Source organism: Chryseobacterium sp. WG14, from assembly GCF_024586945.1.
Taxonomy (GTDB): Bacteria; Bacteroidota; Bacteroidia; order Flavobacteriales; family Weeksellaceae; genus Chryseobacterium.
The window spans coordinates 377,487-399,101 of record NZ_JALCZD010000004.1; the positions used below are offsets into that span (position 1 = coordinate 377,487).

General features: G+C 35.8%; 14 protein-coding genes. 3 read left to right on the forward strand and 11 right to left on the reverse strand.

Going from position 1 to position 21,615, the window contains the following annotated elements; translation table 11 throughout:
* The first annotated feature begins 158 nt into the window (after window positions 1-158).
* Window positions 159-1,967, forward strand: a complete 1,809-nt coding sequence (locus MP478_RS09890; RefSeq protein ID WP_257200360.1) for a hypothetical protein — start codon at window positions 159-161, stop codon at window positions 1,965-1,967.
* An 84-nt stretch (window positions 1,968-2,051) separates the two neighbouring features.
* On the opposite strand, the gene MP478_RS09895 is transcribed toward MP478_RS09890, so the two are convergent.
* The 7 genes from MP478_RS09895 to MP478_RS09925 all read right to left on the reverse strand — a co-directional run bounded on the left by MP478_RS09895 (window position 2,052) and on the right by MP478_RS09925 (window position 12,679).
* Window positions 2,052-4,238: a T9SS type A sorting domain-containing protein gene (locus MP478_RS09895; protein WP_257200361.1), complete on the reverse strand. Its 2,187-nt coding sequence runs from the start codon at window positions 4,236-4,238 to the stop codon at window positions 2,052-2,054.
* 53 nt (window positions 4,239-4,291) lie between these two features.
* Window positions 4,292-5,428, reverse strand: coding sequence for a glycerophosphodiester phosphodiesterase family protein (locus MP478_RS09900; protein ID WP_257188744.1), 1,137 nt, complete (start codon window positions 5,426-5,428; stop codon window positions 4,292-4,294).
* Between the two features lie 205 nt (window positions 5,429-5,633).
* Complete coding sequence (locus MP478_RS09905; protein ID WP_257200362.1) at window positions 5,634-6,530, reverse strand: glycerophosphodiester phosphodiesterase family protein; 897 nt, start codon at window positions 6,528-6,530, stop codon at window positions 5,634-5,636.
* Between the two features lie 11 nt (window positions 6,531-6,541).
* Complete coding sequence (locus MP478_RS09910; protein ID WP_257188746.1) at window positions 6,542-7,942, reverse strand: RagB/SusD family nutrient uptake outer membrane protein; 1,401 nt, start codon at window positions 7,940-7,942, stop codon at window positions 6,542-6,544.
* A gap of 26 nt (window positions 7,943-7,968) precedes the next feature.
* Window positions 7,969-11,181 (reverse strand): TonB-dependent receptor, encoded by a 3,213-nt coding sequence (locus tag MP478_RS09915; RefSeq protein ID WP_257200363.1) that lies wholly within the window; start codon window positions 11,179-11,181, stop codon window positions 7,969-7,971.
* A gap of 85 nt (window positions 11,182-11,266) precedes the next feature.
* A complete protein-coding gene (locus MP478_RS09920; RefSeq protein ID WP_257200364.1) occupies window positions 11,267-12,088 on the reverse strand; it encodes a FecR family protein in 822 nt (273 codons plus the stop codon).
* Window positions 12,089-12,205: 117 nt separating this feature from the next.
* Window positions 12,206-12,679 (reverse strand): RNA polymerase sigma factor, encoded by a 474-nt coding sequence (locus MP478_RS09925; RefSeq protein ID WP_257200365.1) that lies wholly within the window; start codon window positions 12,677-12,679, stop codon window positions 12,206-12,208.
* Between the two features lie 338 nt (window positions 12,680-13,017).
* On the opposite strand from MP478_RS09925, the gene MP478_RS09930 reads away from it, so the two are divergent.
* Window positions 13,018-13,962: an aldo/keto reductase gene (locus tag MP478_RS09930; RefSeq protein WP_257200366.1), complete on the forward strand. Its 945-nt coding sequence runs from the start codon at window positions 13,018-13,020 to the stop codon at window positions 13,960-13,962.
* 202 nt (window positions 13,963-14,164) lie between these two features.
* On the opposite strand, the gene MP478_RS09935 is transcribed toward MP478_RS09930, so the two are convergent.
* The 4 genes from MP478_RS09935 to MP478_RS09950 form a co-directional block, all read right to left on the reverse strand.
* Window positions 14,165-16,012: a chloride channel protein gene (locus MP478_RS09935; RefSeq protein ID WP_230039227.1), complete on the reverse strand. Its 1,848-nt coding sequence runs from the start codon at window positions 16,010-16,012 to the stop codon at window positions 14,165-14,167.
* Between the two features lie 320 nt (window positions 16,013-16,332).
* A complete protein-coding gene (locus MP478_RS09940) occupies window positions 16,333-17,700 on the reverse strand; it encodes an endonuclease/exonuclease/phosphatase family protein (protein ID WP_257200367.1) in 1,368 nt (455 codons plus the stop codon).
* Between the two features lie 356 nt (window positions 17,701-18,056).
* Window positions 18,057-19,046, reverse strand: a complete 990-nt coding sequence (locus MP478_RS09945; RefSeq protein ID WP_257200368.1) for an SDR family oxidoreductase — start codon at window positions 19,044-19,046, stop codon at window positions 18,057-18,059.
* A 48-nt stretch (window positions 19,047-19,094) separates the two neighbouring features.
* Entirely contained in the window at window positions 19,095-20,363 is a 1,269-nt protein-coding gene (locus MP478_RS09950) for an NAD(P)/FAD-dependent oxidoreductase (RefSeq protein ID WP_230039221.1), read from the reverse strand.
* Window positions 20,364-20,535: 172 nt separating this feature from the next.
* Here MP478_RS09950 and MP478_RS09955 point away from each other — a divergent pair, with 172 nt between their 5' ends.
* Window positions 20,536-21,531 carry an aldo/keto reductase gene (locus tag MP478_RS09955; RefSeq protein ID WP_257200369.1) on the forward strand — a complete coding sequence of 332 codons (996 nt, stop codon included), beginning with the start codon at window positions 20,536-20,538 and terminating at the stop codon, window positions 21,529-21,531.
* The last annotated feature ends 84 nt before the right edge of the window (window positions 21,532-21,615 follow it).

The following is a 21,615-nucleotide window of genomic DNA, read 5'->3' on the forward strand; positions in this document are numbered from 1 at the left end:
CAGCTAAGGCATTCGTAGGATAAGATGATATTTGGCATCTTTCCCACATTATAAATATTATTTAATGCATAGTTAATTTTAAAATGATATATTTAGGCAGTGAATTAGTTTTTTAGAATTTTTAGTTGCATTAATGAGAGAACCTTTATTGAAATATAATGACAACTAAACCGTTACATAATTTTCATATTCCGGTAATGGGGCTGGCTTATACTATAGACAGTCCGATTCGTGTTGCCCAATATGGAATTTCTTCCGTCATTTCCATTATCGATGACGAAATTTTGGAAAAAATGAAAAACTTTTATAATCAGAAGTTTAATCTGGATTATTTAAAAATTTCATCCAAAACAGAAGATTACAGAGCAAAGAGAATTACCGCTTATCTGGATATGGTAGATGATATCGTGAATGAAAAATTTGAGTCTTTCAAACAGGAAATCAGCAAAAACAGAGAAGCCTTAAAAGATTTTATAGCGATGTTGCCTAATACATCAGAGCTGAAAGAAGGTCTTCAAAACCTTATGAGTCAAAAGGATAACTGGGGATCAGCTATTAAAAGCTTTATTGAGTCTAACTTAAAGCCGGGAAGCATTGATGTCAACATCATGACAAAAGTTGATAAAGACAACTATAAAAAAGACGAACAGCTTTCTGTAATCTACAATGATGCCCATGCGTCTTTACGTGGATTTGCAAAAAGTAAACTGTCTTCTTCGATGGTTCTTTCTGCAGGAATGAATCCTCGTTTATACAGTTATATGGAAGAATTTGAAGATTTTTTTCCGGATCAGAAAGGAATTTTAAAAAAGAAAATCATTCTTAAAGTAAGTGATTTCCGCTCTGCAATGATTCAGGGGAGTTTCCTGGCAAAAAAAGGGCTTTGGGTTTCAGAATACAGGATAGAATCCGGGTTGAACTGTGGTGGGCATGCATTTGCTACAGACGGACTGCTCCTGGGGCCTATTATGGAAGAATTTAAACAGAAAAAAAATGATCTGATTCAGTCGGCCCATGCCTTAATGATTTCCGCTTTAGAACAGAAAGGAAAACCTTGTGTTGCCGGACCTTTAGAAATGAAAATTACCGTTCAGGGCGGAGTAGGAACTTCTGAAGAACATGATTTTCTGCTTGAAAATTATGATGTAGACAGTGTAGGATGGGGATCTCCGTTTTTATTGGTTCCGGAAGCCACTTCTGTAGATATAGAAACCAGAAATTTACTGGTACAATCTAAAGAAAAGGATTTTTACCTGAGCAATCTTTCACCATTGGGAGTCCCATTTAATACGGTAAGAGGAACATCCAATGATATATTAAAACAACAGAAAGAGTCTCATGGGAAATATGGAAGTTCATGTCCGAAAAAATTACTGGCTTTAAGCAAAGAGTTTTCTTCTAAAGGAACATGTACCGCTTCCAGGAAGTATCAGGATATTAAACTGAAAGAACTGTATTCCAGCCGGGAAACATATACGGCTGAAGAATTTAACAGAAGAAAGTCGGAGATTACAGATAAAGCCTGTCTTTGTGTAGGTCTTGTAAATGCTGCTTATATGGAACATAATATGGAAATAAAGGGTGAAAAACAAGGCGTTGTCATATGCCCGGGACCGAATATCGCTTTTTTTAACAAAGAGGTTTCCCTTTCTGAAATGGTAAAGCATATCTATGGAAACACAAATATTCTTCCGGATAACCAACGTCCGAATATGTTCATCAATGAATTAAAAATGTATGTGGATTATCTGAAAAAAGAAATTACAGAATCATCGGCTCAAATCACGCATTCCCAGTCAAAAAAATGGAATACGTTCAAAAAAAACATATTGGAAGGAATTGAATATTATCATCATCTGTTTAAAGAATCACCCTTCTTTAGAAACGGATTGGAAAACATAACCCTGCAACTGCAGGAATATAAACTGATGCTTGCAGCCATTGAGGTTCCTCAGGTTGAGAAGTAACAGTCTTTTTTTTAATTGATAGAGTAAAACAGCCTTCATTCACATGAAGGCTGTTTACTTTAGGTTATATTGATGAAAAATAATTTATTGTACGATAATTTTTTTAGTTATTATCTTTTGTCCATCAGTTTGAAGTACACAGAAATATACTCCGGAAACCCAGCCGGATGTATCAAGAGATTCTTTATAGGTTCCTTTGTTTTGAGTATTCTCTTGTACTGTTTTTACTAATGCTCCGGTAGCGCTAGTAATATACACTTTGACAGGGCCGGATTTTGATAATGTATATTCTATCGTAGCATTTCCTTTTACAGGATTAGGATACACATTTAATGCCTGGGTCTCAGTAATATCAGGACGAGCCGCTTTTGTTGTTCTTGCCACTACAATATCACCGTCCTCAATATAAATCATATTTAAAGACCACAGATAATTATCAGGATATGAAGGTCCGTCTTCTACAATAGAATTCTGGGTAATATACGTATATCCTCCTGTTTCATAATTTGGAATTAATATTCTGGCACCGTATCCATTGTTTATTCTTACAAGGTATAAAGGTTTTCCATTGGGATCGTCTTTCACATAAGACAGCTGAAAGTTAGCTCTATTAGCCTCGTCCAACCATAAATAATCTTGCTCAGTAGTACTTTTTATACCTCCTTTAAGTGCCAGACTAGAATTTTTTGCCATATTGCTAAATCTAAAATCTTCATATCCATATTTATAATTGGCCTCACTAAATCTAGGCGTCAGCCTTGCCAAAGAGAATGGTTCAAAAGTAGAAGAGCTTTGATATAAGTAATAATTAGATCCACTTGAATTATAAAGTGCCATACTTTGTTTTGTGCCATAATTTATCAGTCGAACGCCCAGTTCGCTGACAGAAGAAAATTTTTCTCTGACTGCCGTGCTAAAAGCCCCCTGAATAGACCAGTTATCATCAGGCTTATTAGGATACTGCACATACAGTTCATTCCCTGAAAACCCCAGCTGATACATATCTGATCTGTATTCATTGATAAGGAATGTAAAAGTATTCTGCTTATAATCTGTCAGATTATTTGGATTTGTGATACGAAGAGCTTCAAAAAGCTGTCTTCCAGAATTATAATCACCATTTTCCTGGTAAAAATAATTTCCTGAATTGGCATTCCACCTTGCAATAGGCAGGTATGATTTAGCATTGAGAAAATTTATCAGCTTTTTTCCACCAGAAATTTCCCTGACCGGGAGCTGCCATCTTGCACCGCCATAAGTATCTTCATAAGGATTAAAAACAGATATTGCCTTTATATATCCGCTCTCATACGTATTTCCTTCAGGAGCAATAGGCTTATTCTGATAGTTTCTTACAATATAAGATCTTGATGGGTATATCGGAGACTGGACCAAAAAGTGGTTATTTGCTAATTCCGGGGTAAGCATTTCTTTATACACCATAATATCATCCACTGCGCTTAATATGGCCCCTTGTTGGTTGTTAACAGTACCAAAAGTAGCCGTATGGGTATTGGTAAGCACATCAGATAATCCAAACCAGAAATAGTTGGCATATAAACGTCCTCCCGGGCGGCTGAAATACAATCGGGTAGAATATTTATTAGAGCTCAGCATGAAATAGATATAGCCAGCTCCGTATTCATCAGGTCCCGGGTATATTTCATTTTGAGTGTTGTCACTGTAATAGCTTATTTTATATCGTGCCTGTCCCAATACCACTTTTTTTTGAGCAACTGTAGAATATTTTAATATCTGGAAATAGCCGTCTTTCATCCGTAACTGAATATCTTCTTTATTTCCATTAGCGGGGTTGGTAAAGCTTAAGATGCTGCAATCTTTTCCATTATCAGGAACTTTGATCCATGCGGAAACAGAAAATCCATTATTACTGCTTACAATATCTTTGATAGGTCCCGAAGGGATCGTAATGTTTTGATATTGATTGAAGTACAATGCCTGGGAAGGGTTTCCAAATCTATCAGCAGTCCCCGTATTAGCGTTTCCCTGTAATTTATAAGCAGTATTGGTAGAATGCTTAAAATCATTTTGCCAGGTGGATGAATTGCTGAGGGCCAGGTCATATAAATTAGCAATCTGTGTATTCGCAGAATACTCTCCCGTAGCAGTGTTGTCAAATACTTCCTGGGCAGAAAGCGGACAGATAGATGTTATAAGGGCGAGAAAGAGGAAATAAGCTGTAAAGGGTAAAGCAGGTTTTTTTTCTTTCAAAAAAAGATCTTTATATAAAGTATGGTTAGATGGTTTCATAAGAAAATATTTTTAGATTAGTAATTAGCCGGGTGTATATTGTTTTCATGGTATTACTGGATCACTCTGTTAGGAAAATATTCTAAAAAAGTTGTGACTTCATCTGTTATGATATAGCCGTTGATTCCTGCGTTTCTGTTATTGTTGGGAGCAAGGATAAAATCAAAATCTCCTCTCCGGTCATTTTCAGGGGTATTGGCACAGCATTGATTGATATTGACATTTCCGATATACCGTCCCCGATAATATTCCGGCTGTGCAGAAAAAGTACCGGTTCTTTTCCCTCCGGCTCTTATTTTCTCAGCCACCAGGAATAGGCCTGTATCCGCAGGGGTTTTAAATACCATCTCATATAATCCCGCAACTCCTGTATAGGTGGGGTTGCTTCTTCTCCAGCTTTCCCACTGTTCATAGAACTTCATAGGATCAGCAGTAGTAGTACCATCCGGTGTAGAATCTATTTTTACAAAAGGAGCAAAAATAATTTGCTTTTTCTGAGCCTCAGTCAACTGATTGAAAAAAGGAGTAAACTGATTGGGTGTTTTATTTCCTTTAAACATGACAATTGAAAATGCATTTGCAGCTTGTACAACCTTCATAGCTTCCTGAAAAGTCCTGTCATCATTGATATCAAGCTGGAGAAATACGCCTGCTCCAAGCGCAACAGTAATTGCTTCCTGCAAAAGCGGAATTTTTTCATTCGTATATGTTTTTTCTTCATTTTTTAATCTCAACCTGCTCAATTCGTCCCAAGAATATTCACTAGCCTTTCCATAATTATCTTTTCCTGTACCGTACTTATTGGGGTACAAATCCAGAAAATTGGTGGTACGCTGGAGGTAGTCATCATGCATCAGGTATACTTTTCCGTCTTTGCTCGTTTTGAGATCAATCTCAATCATGTCTACATTGCGATTATTGGCTGCTTTTGAGACTGCCAGAATCGAATTTTCAGGGGTCCCGTCAATCCATGCTGCTCTGTGAAGGGCAAGGAACACATATCCCGGATTTTTATTTCCGTTCAGTAGGGTAGCCCTTAAAAGATCCACACTGGGCCTGGCAGTCGTTGGGGGAGGTGTCGTGTTGTAGAAACCACCTTGTGCTTGAATGTGCTGGTTGGTTCCTAAATAAAGAATTAAAGCAACAGCGCTTTTTAAAATTCTTCTTCTGAAAAGTTTTAATGAATTCATATTGTTAAAAATTAGGGTTATGATTTGAATTCAAAGATAATAATTATCACTTTTAATTGAATTATTATTAATGAAAACATTTGTTAATTTTTATTAATAATAAACTGATTATCAGTGCAATATAGAAATGAAAAATACACTACTTTTTCAGAAAAAAGTAGCAAAAATAAACAACGATATAAAAATAATGATTATGATTAATAATTTAATTGACAGAAAAGTATAGATTTTTTCTTTTTAAAAATTCAATCAGCTCCTTTGGCCTGTCCGTCTGAATGATATTGATATTGTTATTGGGATACCATTCATAGACATTTGGATTTTCGAGTATCTGATCATCATTGTGACCGGCACTTAGATTAGGCCATAAAGAATTGACCCAGACTTTTACTCCTTTTTCCTGAACATCTTTAAAATTAATTAAATGGCTCTCGTCCGGCCCTAAAGTAAATTCAAAACCATACACCCTGTAATTTTTTAAATAATTATTGACCTTTGGCCAGCCCTCTCCGGAATCCAGCCTTACAATTGGCATATAATGAATCTCATTTTTTATTTTTCCATATTTTTGATTAAATTCATCATAGCCTGCTGTTCCTTTGAAAAGAACCTGATCAAACATATTTCTTTTCTTTAAAACCGGATAAACCAAATCAAAATAGTCAAATGCTTTATCCAGGTTAATGAAAATTTTACCATTCGTTACATCCAATACTTCACTAAGGGTAGGGACTCTCATCTTCGTGGGGACTCCTAATCCGTCTTTCAGATATAATTTTTTAATTTCTTCTAATGTATAATCAGAGGGTTTTCCTTTTCCGGTGGTCGTCCGGTCAATAGTTTTGTCATGCATTAAAATCAAAACATTATCTTTTGTTAAGGACAAATCTATTTCTACCATATTCACCCCTTTCTCTATAGCTTTTTTTATAGCCATAATTGAATTTTCAGGAGCTTCACGCCAATCTGCCCGATGGGCTACTACCATGATCCTGTTATCAGGGAATTTGCTTAATGATAGTTGAGAATAGGTTGTAATAGAAGTGCATAGCAAAACTAACCCAAAAGAAAATTTACTGATATTTTCTATTATTTTTTTCATACAAGTATATTTTAATATCCTGGATTTTGTTGAATAGCAGGATCTGTATTAATCTGATTTTGGGGAACAGGCATAATTAAATTATGTGATTGGATGGTAGCCGTTCCGTATCCCGGGGTGTTCTGAAAATGTGCTGTCATCACCTGAAGTGCTTTTCCTGTTCTCACCAGATCAAACCATCTGTGCCCTTCACCTACCAGTTCTTTCCTTCTCTCCAGGGCTATTTCTTCTAATAACAGAGTCTGATCAATAATATTTACAGAAGGAAGACCGGCTCTGTTTTTAATTTTATTGAGATATAAATTTCCATTCACCAGATCATTGGATTTTGCATAACACTCTGCAATAAGTAGATAAACATCTGCCAAACGAAGTATTACAACATTACTTCCTCCATCTGCAGGAGCTGTAGCCGACTTTGTTAGTTTTTTTGAATAAGGAATTCCATTATTCGTTAAACCGATGTAAGCATCTCTTCTTTTGTCTCCTGTCGTAAAAATATTATACATCTCTTTTGTAGGAAGATTATGACCTTTTGCCCCGGAAGAAAACCCTGATGGGCTGAACATCTGATATGCCTGGCTTCCTTCTGAATTTCCATTTAATCCTGAAGCAAACTGTACATCGAAAATAACCTCTGCATTATTTTTATTTGTCACATCAAATATCTTAGTAACATCAGTCAGTAAACTATATCCTAGCCCCTCAACCTGCTTCAGAAAAGGTAAAGCCTCATTATATTTATTCCTTGTCATCAAAACTTTTCCCAGGATTCCCAAAGCCGCTCCTTTTGTCACCCTTCCTTTTTGGGAAGTAGTCTCAGGAAGTAATGAAATGGCATCTTTAAGCTCGGACTCAACAAAACCATAAACGATTTCTATTGGAGTTCTTCCTTGCCCAAAATAATCATTCACATTTACACTTTCCTTGGTGACCAAAGGGACATCCCCAAAAATTCTTACAAGGTTAAAATACATCAATGCTCTTAAAAATTTTATTTCACCTATCCTGATATTTTTCTGTGAAGGATTCATAGGAACATTTCCAATTCTGTTTAAAACAATATTAGCCTGCTGAATTCCGATATAATTTTCTTTCCAGGTGCTTGCCAGCAAAGAATTATTAGGCTGAACTGTAAAAAAATCAAGCTCTCCATAGGTAAAATTATCGTTGGCAGGAACTTCATCATAAGTATTGTCTGATGGAATTTCTCCAATAGCCAGCATTGCTAACTGATATTGCCCCACATATTGAAGTGAGCCATATACTGCATTCACACCTTGCTCCAACTGAGCTTCATCTTTGTAAAAATTATCTGTTTGCTTAATACTTTCAGGAGAGGTATTTAAAAGATCAGATGAACAGGATTGCAATAAGAATAAAGAAAGTAAGGGGATATATAATTTTTTCATTTTTAAAATATTAGGTTACATTCAAATTAAAATTTCATATTCATTCCAAAAGAATAGACTCTTGCTACCGGATAATAACCGTTGTCATAGCCTTGCGTGAGAATACTTTCTGAAGTTGCATCAAGATTTTGTCCTTTATAAGAAGTTATGGTGAAAAGATTGTTTCCTACAAAATACAGTTGAATTGATTTTACCTTTAAGGCAGAAACCAGATGTTGAGGAAGATTATAAGCAAGCCTTAAGGATCTTAATCTTACATAATCTCCATTTTTAAAGAAAATACTGGAAGTTCTGGCTTCTTTTCTGTTATTTGAGAAGTTCATATTGGGCATGGCATACATTCCATTGGGATTGGTAACCGGGTTATATCTGTTGTCAAAATAGCTCTGAGTCGCCATTCCAAAACCTTCCCCTGATTCTGTACTATTTACCTGGTCTCCGTTATAGATTTTCCTGCTTAGCTCACTATATAATGTAAAGTTAAGGTCAAAATTTTTATATCGGAATGAATGCGTGAAGCCCATCACATATTTAGGAATTCCGGACCCAAAACTTTTCTTATCATTGCCGTCAATCTTCCCATCTTTATTGATATCTTCCATCATATAATCTCCTACTAATGTTCCCGGAATATGAGCCGAATTATCTATTTCCTGTTGGCTTTTATAAATCCCCAGAATAGTATAGCCATACATTTCAGCAATAGAACCACCAACTCTTGTTACTGCAAAATTATTTGCTCCGGTTACAATTTGTGACTGCCCATTCGCAAGAGCCAATACTTTATTGGTATTAGTAGAAAAGCTAAAATTACTTGAATATTCAAAGTCTTCTCCTATATGAATAGCTTTCAATGAAAGCTGTATTTCTAAACCTCTGTTTCTGATTTTTCCAATATTCTGAAGCAAAGTAGAGTATCCGGATTGCTGGGGAACCGGCACATCTAATAACAAGCCGTTTCTATTTAAAATATAATAGTCAGCAGATACATTTAAGTATTTATTAAACAACCCGAAATCAATTCCAAAATTCACAGATTTTGATTTTTCCCAGGAAAGGTCAAAGCTTGCTGCTGTGGAAGATCGATATCCGGGTACCAATATTCCTCCAAAAACATAGTTTTCTTTTTCCATCAGGGATAGTGAGCCAAAATTCGGAATCTGATTATTTCCGTTTGTTCCTAAACTAAACCTCAATTTCAAAGGATCCAACCACTTATTTTCCATAAAGAAACGTTCTTTACTTACGGTCCATCCTAATGATAAGGCATAAAAGTTTCCCCATTTGGAATGAGCCCCGAATCTTGATGATCCGTCTCTTCTATAAGATGCCATCAGGCTATATTTACTATTGTAGGTATAACTGAGTCTTGTAAAATAAGAAATAAGTGCCCATTTATACTGATTGATATCAATTTTAAATGATGTACCACCGGAAATATTTTCCAGACTGTTATCCGGAAAACCAGTAGCTAAAGTTGTAGTTTGATTTGAATTTTCATTTTGATAAGACTGTCCCAAAATGGCGTTGAAAGAATGGCTTTCAATCTTTTTATCATAAGTCAGTAAGTTTTCAATCAGATAATTCCTGGTAATATACTCTGTTCTGCTTGCTGTGGTAACGTCGGGAGCGGAAGTTCTGTAGCTTCCTACCGTTGATGGATCAAAAAAATTGTACTCATAATTTGTATAATCTCCACCTGCGGAAATTTTGTACTTAAAATCCCTTAAAAAATTCCATTCTCCAAAAATATTTCCAAATGTTTTAAATAAAGTATATTTCCTTTTTGTCATTTCTGCAATAGCAACAGGATTTTCAACCAAAGCGCCATCCGTAGGGCCATTTACTTTTATCTGTTGAGAAATAATAAGATTTCCATCGGTATCCTTTGGGGTAAAGAACGGATACATGGTAGTGGCCATTTGAAGAAGATTATAAGTTCTTCCTCCGTTTACCATATCAAAAAGACTTCCTTTTGAGAAAGAGGGAGTCATGGAAACTCCAAATTTCAGTTGATCTGTTATATTGGTAACCAGATTGATATTTCCGGAGTACTTCTCATAATCAGTTCCAATCAGAATTCCTTTTTGGTTCAGATAGCTTCCTGTAAATGAGTATTTTGTTGTTTCACTTCCTCCAAGAATATTCAGTGAAGTGTTGCTAATAGGAGCAGGTCTTAATACGACTGAATACCAGTCAGTATCTGTGAGCCCGGGTTGCTTATTCAAGTAAGGTGTTAAATAATCAGGAACAAGTTCTCTCAAGGTAGCTCCTTTAGAAATTCTTGTTGCTGTATCGTCCAAAGTACTTCTGTTGACGCCTTTTGAAAGATAATTATTATCCCTGGATTCTTTCATGAAAACGGCCATATCATAAGCATTAACGAACTTTTCATTATCACTTCTTGTCTGAATTCCATAATAGGAATCCAAAGTCACCTCAAGTTTTCCTTTTTTACCTTCTTTGGTCTGAATTAAAATCACTCCATTGGCTCCCCTTGATCCATAAATAGCCGTTGAGGCTGCATCTTTAAGAACATCTATCGAAGCAATAGAATTAGGATCTATTGAATTTAAATTGGTTCCTTCTGTAAGTGGAAAACCATCAACAACGATCAGGGGATTTGCCCCGGCTGTTAACGTCCCGATTCCCCGGATACGGATATTGGGTGAAGACCCGGGGCTTGCATTTGCTGAAGCAATCTGAATTCCGGTGGCCTTTCCGGCAATCATATCCCCAAAATTGCCTGAGGCTACACTTTTCAGGTCTTTTTCGCCAAGAGAAGCAATAGAACCTGATACATCTTTTTTATTTTGCTTTCCATAACCTACCAATACTACTTCATCGATCTTTTTTGCTTTTTCGGTAATGGTATCATTTTTAGAAATATGATTTATTTCAATATTGCTTTTCTTTTCAATCTTCCTTGATAATCTTCTTACGGTGACAATATTATTTTGAATACTAAATTCAATAGGATAATTTTTCTGTAAATAATCCAATGTAGGATGTAATAATCTGTAGTCAATATCCTGATCATCTATCAAAATATCTTCAAGGTCTGATACTGAATAAAAAAATTGTGTTTTAGTTATTTTACTCAACTTCTCCAACACTTTAGTTACAGGTGGAGCTGTCACATAAGCTGTATGCATATCAGTATAAATTTCTGAAGCGTGTAACCGCTGAGAAACATACAATATCCCAAGCATAGCAATACTAATTGCTGTTTTTTTCATAAATTTGCCATATTAATTTTTAAACTTTCTACAGGTTTTTAAGTTGATTAAATCTGCATCGATAACCCCCATTATCGATGCTTCTTTATTTTAATAGTATTTCTGTTTCATTTATTTTTTTCACTTTTAGATTAAACGGATAGCTGATTATTGAGAGAATATCATTAAGGTTTCCTGTAAATGAACCACTTACTGTTCGGCTTCTATATTGATCAGGATAAGATATTTTTACATTATAGATGTCTTCCAGTTGCTTAATTACCTCTGAATATGCTGAATCATTGAATGTGAAGTTCATTTGTTTCTCCGCTCTGTAATAATGGTAATCAGAATTCTTATTATTACTGATCCAGATTTCTTTGGACAGTAAATAAGTGATTTTCCCCAAGTGTTCTACTTTTACTTTTCCTTCAAATAATTCTACTTTCTTTTCTTTAGATTTTTGGTCTAAAAAGAAATGAGTTCCCAAAACCTGTATATGAAAATCTCCGGCATTAATTCTGAAAGGTTTTGTTTTATCTTTAGCAATGCTAAAATCTCCTTGTCCTGTAAAGATGATTTCCCTGTCTTTATCTCCAAAATTTTTACTGAGAGTCAACTTGCTGTATGGCATCAGTTTGATGATACTTCCATCAGATAATCTGAGAATTTTTGAAGCTTCAAAACTTTCATAAACATATTTTTGTTTATGCTGTATGGCGGTTTTTTGAAAATTCTCATCCATCATTAAAAAAATAAAAAAGGGGACAAGAATAGCTGCTGCCCAATACAGTTTTTTTATATTTCTTTTTTTCCTGAATTTTATATTGATACTTTCCCAGATTCTTTGGTCTGTAGTGGCATCTATTTTATTTTGTTCCTCGGAGACTGCTTTCCAGGTTTCTGCAAATTTTTTTTCTAAACTCATACAGCATGCATTATGATTTCATTCAAAGCATTTTTTAGTAAATACACAGAAATGCCAAATCGTTCACCCTAAAAATCAGGATTTAACAATTTGTTCATATTAAGTAATAATGGTAAATTAATGCAGATTGCCTCTCAGAAAGCTTAGAGCTTTATGTATTTGTTTGCTGACAGCCGTTTTTGACAGGTTGTTTTCTCTAGCCAATTGAGAATAACTGATGTTTTTAATTGTATGTTGAATAAATAATTCCCGGGTTTTCTGAGGCAGTTTTTCTAAAAGGCGCTTAACCTTTGAAATCAGTTCTTCATGGCTGTTTTCATCGAGAGTTTCCTCTTCTCCTGTAATGATTTCTTTTTCAGAAAAAGTAAATAATAATTTATTCTTGCGATAAAAATTAGAAACCTCCTGTTTACAGGTCTTAAAAATGATAGCTTCCATAGGAATCTGGGCAGCTTTATCCATATGCTTCCAAACATGCATAAAAATTTCCTGGACAATATCTTCTATATCCTCTTCTTTTTGAACATATTTCTTAACAAAGAAATAAACTCTATGTTTATATTCAGAATATATTTTTTTGAATTGTTCCATTAGTGGGACAAATTTTTTGATGCACTTATATGGCCATAAAATTATCTAAAAATATTTTTAAACTGCTTAAAGGTATATTAATTTTTAAGCATATTCGATAAAATCAGGCAATTAGGCACTTAATAAGAAAAATATACTAATCTATTTTGTAATTGAAGAAAATCACCATATTACATGGTGTGAAAAGTGAAATATTTATTAGAGACATCAATAATCTAAAGTGGATAATAATTCCTATTTATAATAACTATGGACTGTATGGTTATTTTGAATCCCTCTTTTTGCCTTTATTCCTTACCTTAGATGTCACTTAATACTTTGTAATAACAAATCATTTTATGGAAAAAAGAAAGATCAAAAATACCGATCTGGCAGTAGCACCTATCAATTTTGGTGGGAATGTTTTTGGATGGACACTGGACGAACAACAATCTTTTGATATATTAGACCGCTTTACGGAAGCAGGATTCAATTTTATAGATACGGCAGACACCTATTCCTGGTGGGTAAACGGCAGAGGAGGACAGTCTGAAGAGATCATCGGAAAGTGGATGAAAAGCCGTTCCAGCCGCAAGGATATTGTTCTGGCAACCAAAGTAGGTTCTGAAACAAAAGAACATGGTTTTGATATCAGCAAAAAACATATTTTACAATCAGTGGATGAATCTCTGCAAAGACTTCAGACTGACCACATAGACATTTATTATACGCATTTTGACGATAACATTACTCCGGTAGAAGAAACACTTTCTGCATATGACGAGATCATTAAGGCAGGAAAAGTACGTTATATTGCAGCCTCCAATCTTTCTCCGGAACGTTTAAAAGCTTCTTTTGAAGCTGCAGAAAAGCATAATCTTCCTAAATATGTTGCCTTACAGCCTCATTATAACCTGATGGAAAGGGAAGGTTTTGAAAAAAACTATGCACCTTTGGTAGAACAGTTTGATCTGAGTGTTTTTCCATACTGGTCTCTGGCCGCCGGTTTCTTAACAGGAAAATACCGTGATGAAGCTGATTTTGCAAAAAGTGCCAGAGGGGAAGGCGTACGAAAATACATGAATGCCAAAGGTCTTGAAGTTTTAAAAGCATTGGATCAGGTGGGCGAGAAGCATCATACTCCTCAAAGTACCGTGGCTCTGGCCTGGTTGCTGGCTAATCCATTGATTACAGCTCCTATTGTAAGTGCTACCAGTGCATCACAGCTTGAAACCCTGTTTAATGCTCCAAAACTTGTCTTAGATCAGGAAGATATAGACCTGCTTAACAAGGCTAGTAATTAGGTGTAATGATCATCATTCACTATAAAAAGCAATCCGTTCAGTTTTGAACGGATTGCTTTTTATAAATGGAAATTCTTTTTATAACCACTCCGTCAAATCTTTGATTTGCCACCCCTCCAGAGGAGGGGAATTCTCAGCCTTTCAATTGTAATATCAGTAGATAGTATAAGCAGCTGAAATTTGTAGTGTTAAATAGTATCTGTTAGTCAGAATATTCTTTTAATAATTGTCTGTAGCTCATCAGAATTGAAGATTTTGATATAAACCCGATAAAGTCATTATTCCCGCTGACTACCGGAAGATTCCATACTCCTGTATCATCAAAGATCTGAAGAATTTCCAGCGGTTTATTTTCACGGTGGAGTATAGCTGGCGGCGCTTTCATTACCTGGACAATCAGTTGGGAAGGATCAATTTCTTTGTTAAAAAGATAGGGTCTTATATCATCTAATGTAAGAATTCCTTTCAGTTTTCGCTGATCATCTACTACGGCAAAGATATTTTTATCTCCGTTTTTTACCAGTTCAAACAAATTTGTGATAGATGCATTCTCATTGATGGTCTGTGAGTATTTATCAATAAAATCATCTGTTTTCAATGCAAAAAGAAGGTTTTTATCATGCTTATTTGTGAATATTTTACCTTCATCGGCAAGAGATTTTAATTCCGGAGAAATAGGAGAAAACCATTTGGCAATAAGATAAGATATTACAGAAGCAATCATCAGTGGAATAAACAGATCGTATCCAAAACTGGATTCTGCAATCAGAAATATAGCAGTAAGCGGAGCATATAATACACCACTCATAGCTCCTGCCATTCCTACAAGGACAAGGTTGGTTACCGGTACATCTGTAAATCCGATATGCTGACAGACCAGGGCAAATAAATAACCTAAAGTACCCCCAGCAAAAAGGGATGGAGCAAAATTTCCACCATTTCCGCCACTGAAGATCGTAAAGGAGGTTGCAAAAGCTTTTAAAAGCAATACCAGAACCAGAAATATAATAATAGTCCACTCACCGATCTCAAAATATCTGAAAAAACTGTTTTCAATAATAGAATACGTATTTCCATTGGTAAAAGCTTTTACTGTCTCATATCCCTCTCCAAACAGAGGAGGAAACAGCACACACAACAGTGAAAGGACAGCTCCTCCAAACATGGCCTTACGCATTCTTGAAAGCTGAAGACCTTTTATAAAATGTTCTACTTTTTGAGAAATAATTACAAAATAGCGGGCATATAATCCGGTTACAATTCCCAAAATAAAGTAATAAGGTACATTTTTATAGTTGAAAGGCTCTCTGGTATAAAATCTGAAGAGAACATCTTCCTGCAGTAAAATTCTTGATAAAAGGCTTCCACAGACTGCAGCAACAACCAGAGGGATAAAGTCTGTAAAAACTACACCGGTCAGAAGAATTTCAAAGGCAAACATGATTCCTGCAATAGGAGCATTGAATGCAGAGGCAATCCCTGCCGTAGCACCGGCAGCCAGCAATAAAGTACGCTCTTTATAGCTGAGTCTGTAGGTCTGGGCATAGTTGGAACCGATGGCGGCTCCGGTAACAGCTATAGGGCTCTCCAGTCCTGCAGAACCTCCCAGCCCAACAGTAATAGCACTCTGTATTACCTGTGAATACATTTTTACAGAGGCCACAATACTGGAGTTTTGGGCAATTTCATAAAGAATAGCGCCAATTCCTTTCCGGTCCTGCCCTTTAAACAAAGTAAGAACAATCATTGTCGTCAATACAATTCCTAAAAAAGGAAAGACTATATAAAATAATATCTGATATTCGAAATGAACTTTAGTGGTGATGAAATTATGGATATCGTGTACTAAAGTTTTCAGAATGACGCCTGCAAGACCGGCAGTACATCCTACAAGGATTCCGGAAAGTACAAGAAACTGATTCCTGCTCAATCTGTTGTTCAGCCAATGCAGAATAAGCTCATAACTGCGTGCCTTTTCTAATCCGTATTTTTGGAAATCTCTTTTAAATTTAAGGAAGCTTAAGTATTTTTTTTTGTTGTGAATTTTCACCTGGGAAGAATTTTAATACTGCTATCAATTTGATACAGAAATGTAAATTTATGAAATATCTTACAAAAATCACTAAGGTCATCTTCTTTTAAGTTACATAGTGTATCTAGACATTAAGAATCAATAGAAAGCTAAGAATGTTTAGAAAATAATAACAGGCTTAGGATTTACATATTTGATTTTTCCTTCTATGTGAATTTTATTATACACTATCATTTTAAATTGACTGAAATCATATTAGGGAGGTTAAAATAAAAGCTTAAAATAAAAAAACTGATTCATCCTTGTTATTCATACGAAAATTTCAAATACATGAAGATTTAATTATTACTAGTAAAATAAACTCTTTGGGCAATTTCATTATATCCATTATCTTTAAAATAGGCTACAAAATAATTACCGGGAGTACTTAATTTAAAATTAAGTGTACCATTGGTCTGTCCATTTGTATATCCCCATTTAGTTGAGTAGTTGACACTGGGATTTTGTCCAGGAATTATTCCCTGTTTGTAAATACCAATCCAGGCCTTAGGATCTGTAGAACCATTGGTATAGGTAATATTAATATCTTCATTCAGTTTATAACTGGTGTTATTCAAGGTTATCTTAGGAAGAGCTGTATCTTTTATCTTTGCAGTAAAAACAGTCAATACTCCTTTGTGATCTGTAGGCCAGGCTCCTACAGGTTCTGAAAATTTATCTTTTGAAGTCTCCGGAATAGAAATATTTTTAACAACTGTATTTTTCGGACCTACAATATAGCTGTCTTTCACTGTTGTTCTGGAATCATCATAATAGAAAATATAATCAATTCTGTCACGTTCATCAGAACTAGGAGTCCATGATGCCTGTGCTGGCCATGTAAATCCTGGATAATCTATTTCGTTTGGATATAGTACTCTATAACTATCCTTAAAATTAGCTTTAGAAAGGGTAGCAGTTGTACTCCATGGTACAACTGCTCCTCGGTGGTCATATAAATTTTTAGCGGCATTTGTCCAATCGAGATAGGATGGCTCGTTAAAATCTCCTCCTAATATTACCGTTCTGCCACTTGCAATATCGTTTTTGGAAGTTGTTATAAAATCCTGTATTTCTCTGGGCCTATTAGATGCGTCATTTTCCTGTAAGATTGTAACAGGATCAGTAATGGGAGTAGATAATTTGGTGAAAGTATTAGGATCATATCCTCTTGGGTAGTAAGCTGCATAATTTTTATAATGTAAATGCCCGGAATAAACGGCTATTTCATTTCCAGCAATTATTTCGGTTACGATACGATCATATCTGCTAAACTTTGAATATTCCTTAATTGGGTATTTACTTAAAACAGTAGTATCATTACTATTGAATGAATAGTAGATTTTCCCTTTCTGTTTTAAAGAAGCCAGGATACGAGTATTAAAGTTAGTATTTGTACCAACTTCTGATAATGTGACAAAATCCGGTTCACGTGCAGCAATTTCATTAACAATTGCATCATAACCATTGGGTACTTTTGTTCCTTCAAGCCATATATTCAATTGCATAATGCTAAAAGAATATTCTCCAATAGATGTTTGTCTATTACCGGCATTTGAAGTATCTTCTGTATTTGAAGAAGAGGCAGAACCGAGCTCAGAATCTGTGCAGGAAGTGAAACAAAGCATCAGTATTGCATAGAATGCAGTACATAATTTATTTTTCATAATAAATGTTTTTATTTTAGCAAAAATAATACATATTCATAATAAATCTATGAATAGAATGTTAATTTATTATTGTTTTTGACATATTTGCATTGAAAATATTATTTTCTATACAAAAATCAAATAAATTAATAATTTTACATACATGATAATTAATTAAATTAATTTTTAATGTAAATTATTTATTTTGAGTAAATTACATTTGTCTATGGATAGCGTTATTATCATTTTTGCCAAAAACGCACTGGATAATAAAATTGAAGGTGGGGGCTGATGATTATCTTACCAAACCTTTACATCTTTAAGAATCAAATAAAAAAGCCCAACTATTAAAAATTTCTGAAACTCTTCGAATATTATATTTTCCTTAGTTTTCCTGAAAACAATAATCCTGCGGCAACAATAATGACCGCCCCGGCTCCCATATAGGTTATCATTTTTGGAGAAACAGAAATCTGTTTTTTGCCATCTATTCCCGTATTTCCTTTGGAAGGTTCCAGTACATTTCCGCTTCCTTTCTCATCTTTATTGGCTTTCTTCATCACCGCGCGCATTCCCGCAGAAGAAATATACCTGATGAGCCCCGGAAATATTTCATACATATTTTTAAATACAATAGCAGACCAGTCTGGATATATAGCTTCCTGGGGATTCTTAGCTGCCTTTACAATGGAATCTGCAAGCTTACGCGGATCAAATGAAGGAGGGGGCGTACTCAGTTTTATTCCTGAATAATTGGCAGCATGATCTATTCCCGATGACTTCTGAAATCCCGGATATAAGGCACAGATATGAATATTGGGATAGTCTGACACTTCCCCCTGAAGGGTCTCCACCATACCGCGAACTCCGAATTTTGAAGCAGTATATGCTGTTCCATATGGAGCAGGCATCCATCCTCCGATTGAGATATTATTCAGTAAAACACCTCTTTTCTGGCGTTTAAAGACCGGAAGCACAGCATGTGCCGAATGCATATATCCCAACAAATTTGTTTTTACAATCTGATCCGTTACTTCCACAGGGATCTTCTCAAATTTACCGAAAGCCAAAACACCTGCATTATTCACCCAGTAATCAATCTTACCGCTAAATTGAAGAGCCTGATCTACCAGATGCTGCACTTCTTCGGCTACGGAAGTATCAGTGGGTACAGCAATAACCGTGGCTCCTAACTTCCTACATACTTCTGCTGTCTTGTTAAGGCCCTCTTCACCCCTTGCAGCTAAAACAAGATCTGCTCCCTGCTGAGCAAATGCCTCTGCCACAGCCTTACCAACTCCGCTGGAGGCTCCTGTAATGACAACCGTTTCACCAAAAAATGGAGGTTTTCTAGAATTTTTCATAATGATAGATTTAATTGTGATTTGAAATATACTTTATAAGCTGTTCTGCTATCCGTTTCCTGTATTTCTTTTAGGAAAAAGTATAAGTCTGATAGACGGATTATTGGTAATAAATAAACGGAACCAGTCTAAGGCCAGCTGTATTTTACTTCTGAACCCTACAAGAGGGATGATATGGATAAAAAGCCAGGTAAGCCATGCTAAAAATCCGTTGAAGGAATTCTTCGGAAGATCCACTACAGCGTTATATTTTGAGATGATAGCCATACTGCCTTTATCATTGTAATAAAAAGGTTCAAGAACTTTACCATCTTCTATCCGTTTAAAATTAGCTGCCAGATTTTTCCCCTGCTGGATGGCAACCTGCGCAAGCTGAGGATGTCCTTTTGGAAATTTTTCTTCAGAAAGCATAAGACAAATATCTCCTATAGCATATATATTTTCTGTTTGTTCTACTTTATTGTAGGCATCTACCAGCAGGCGTCTGCCTTTTCCTACACTGGCTTCAGGCAGTCCGTCAATTTCCCGGCCTATCACCCCGGATGTCCAGATAAGGGTTTCCGTTGCAATGGATTTTCCATCACTTAAAATAACCTGGGAATCTACATAATCTTTTACAGAAACGTTCAGAAGAATCTTCACGCCCAGTTCTGTCAGCTTTTCATAAGCTGTTTTTTGAGCCAGCTGGCTCATAGGAGAAAGAAGGGTAGGTAAAGCGTCAATCAGATAGATACTGGAAAGACTTATCTTGATTTCAGGGTATTCTTTTTGAGCAATATACCGGCCCATTTCTGCCAGCATTCCAGCGAGTTCTACCCCGGTAGGGCCTCCTCCTGCAATAACAATATTCTGCAGCTTTTCAGCCTGTTTTATATCCTTATTTCGGGCAGCCTCTTCCAGTGTCAGCAATATATGATTCCTAAGATACAGCGCCTCTTCAATACTTTTCATCGGCAGTGCACATTTCTGTACATTTTCCATTCCGAAAAAATTAGATTCTGTTCCCAATGCCAGTACCAGATAATCATAGCTGAGATTTCCTGTTTCCGTTTCTATTGTTTTATTTTCAGGGTCTACTTTAATCAGGCTTCCCATGTGAAATTTTACATGCTTATTCTCTGAAAATAATTTTCTGAAAGGGTAGCTGATATTGGATGCTTCTATAAATGAAGTAGCTACCTGATAGATCAATGGCGGAAAAAAATGATAATTATTCTTGTCTACCAGTGTAATTCTGAATCTTTTGTCATTTTTAAGAGATTTGATAAGATTGATGCCGGCAAATCCTCCTCCGACGATTAGAATATGCTTTTTCATAGTAAATGATATTGAAATGATGTTCTTTATTTCATTCAATAACAGGACCAAAGGAGCTTAGATAACAAACATTTAACATATAAAAAAAACAAAATCAACTTGATTTTTATCTTCTTCTTAAGGTCTGCACGATGTTTGTTGGTTATATAGCCAACACCCCAAATATTGTAATATGAAAACAAATATTTTAACCGGAAAACACCGTCTGGGCTTAGGCGGGGTTGCCATAGGTACAGCTTTTGAAAATATCACGGATGAACAGGCTTACGAAATACTTCAGACTGCATGGGACACCGGGATCAGATATTATGATACTTCTCCATGGTATGGGCTCACCAAGAGCGAAAGACGGTTTGGAAACTTTCTTAAGGATAAGGAAAGAAGTGATTTTATATTTTCAACAAAAGTGGGAAGGCTTTTTAATGAAGTTCCGGAATCGGAAGTTCCTCCAACCATGTGGAAGAATCCCCTGAACTATGATTTCAGACATGATTATACAGCTGATGCTATAAAAAGGTCTATTGCAGACAGTTTACAAAGAACAGGACTCAATCACATTGATATTGTTTATGTTCATGATTTGTCTGAAGACCAGGTAGGGGACCGTTATCCCTATTTTTTGGAACAGGCAAGAAAAGGGGCCTTTAAAGTTCTTTCTGAACTCCGGGACCAGGGAGTCATCAAAGCCTGGGGAATGGGGGTCAATACAATTGAACCAATCTTAGACTGTCTGGAATCTGCAGATCCCGATGTCTGCCTTTCCGCAACACAATATTCGATTTTAGAACATGAAGATGCGGTGGACAGACTTCTTCCTGCTGTTAGAAAATCCGGGGTAAAACTGGTTTCAGGAGCCGGCTATAACTCCGGTTATATTGCAGGAAGAAAACGGTATAATTATAAGGATCTGATTCCAAAAGGGATGCATGAAAAACGGGACCGAATGGAAGCTATAGCATCACAGTACAATATAAGTCTTATAGATGCTGCCCTTCACTTTGTACTTGCTTCTGATGAATTTTCATCTATTATTCCCGGAGCCAGCAAATCTGAACAGGTAAAAGATAATGTGGAAGCGCTGCACGCCCATATTCCTTTTGATTTCTGGCAAGAGCTAAAAAATGAAGCCTTAATTTATGAAAATGCACAGATTCCCGAACATGGATAAGGTTGGGCAGGACTTTATGCCGTTATGGTCATCCTGTGATTTTCATTAGCTCCTATATTATTGACAAAGCACCACTCAATATAA

What these genes read in the sequence shown, in the direction of transcription:
- MP478_RS09890 (WP_257200360.1), top strand. Translation starts at nt 159, where the DNA reads ATGACAACTAAACCGTTACATAATTTTCATATTCCGGTAATGGGGCTG.
- MP478_RS09895 (WP_257200361.1), bottom strand. Translation starts at nt 4,238, where the DNA reads ATGAAACCATCTAACCATACTTTATATAAAGATCTTTTTTTGAAAGAA.
- MP478_RS09900 (WP_257188744.1), bottom strand. Translation starts at nt 5,428, where the DNA reads ATGAATTCATTAAAACTTTTCAGAAGAAGAATTTTAAAAAGCGCTGTT.
- MP478_RS09905 (WP_257200362.1), bottom strand. Translation starts at nt 6,530, where the DNA reads ATGAAAAAAATAATAGAAAATATCAGTAAATTTTCTTTTGGGTTAGTT.
- MP478_RS09910 (WP_257188746.1), bottom strand. Translation starts at nt 7,942, where the DNA reads ATGAAAAAATTATATATCCCCTTACTTTCTTTATTCTTATTGCAATCC.
- MP478_RS09915 (WP_257200363.1), bottom strand. Translation starts at nt 11,181, where the DNA reads ATGAAAAAAACAGCAATTAGTATTGCTATGCTTGGGATATTGTATGTT.
- MP478_RS09920 (WP_257200364.1), bottom strand. Translation starts at nt 12,088, where the DNA reads ATGAGTTTAGAAAAAAAATTTGCAGAAACCTGGAAAGCAGTCTCCGAG.
- MP478_RS09925 (WP_257200365.1), bottom strand. Translation starts at nt 12,679, where the DNA reads ATGGAACAATTCAAAAAAATATATTCTGAATATAAACATAGAGTTTAT.
- MP478_RS09930 (WP_257200366.1), top strand. Translation starts at nt 13,018, where the DNA reads ATGGAAAAAAGAAAGATCAAAAATACCGATCTGGCAGTAGCACCTATC.
- MP478_RS09940 (WP_257200367.1), bottom strand. Translation starts at nt 17,700, where the DNA reads ATGAAAAATAAATTATGTACTGCATTCTATGCAATACTGATGCTTTGT.
- MP478_RS09945 (WP_257200368.1), bottom strand. Translation starts at nt 19,046, where the DNA reads ATGAAAAATTCTAGAAAACCTCCATTTTTTGGTGAAACGGTTGTCATT.
- MP478_RS09950 (WP_230039221.1), bottom strand. Translation starts at nt 20,363, where the DNA reads ATGAAAAAGCATATTCTAATCGTCGGAGGAGGATTTGCCGGCATCAAT.
- MP478_RS09955 (WP_257200369.1), top strand. Translation starts at nt 20,536, where the DNA reads ATGAAAACAAATATTTTAACCGGAAAACACCGTCTGGGCTTAGGCGGG.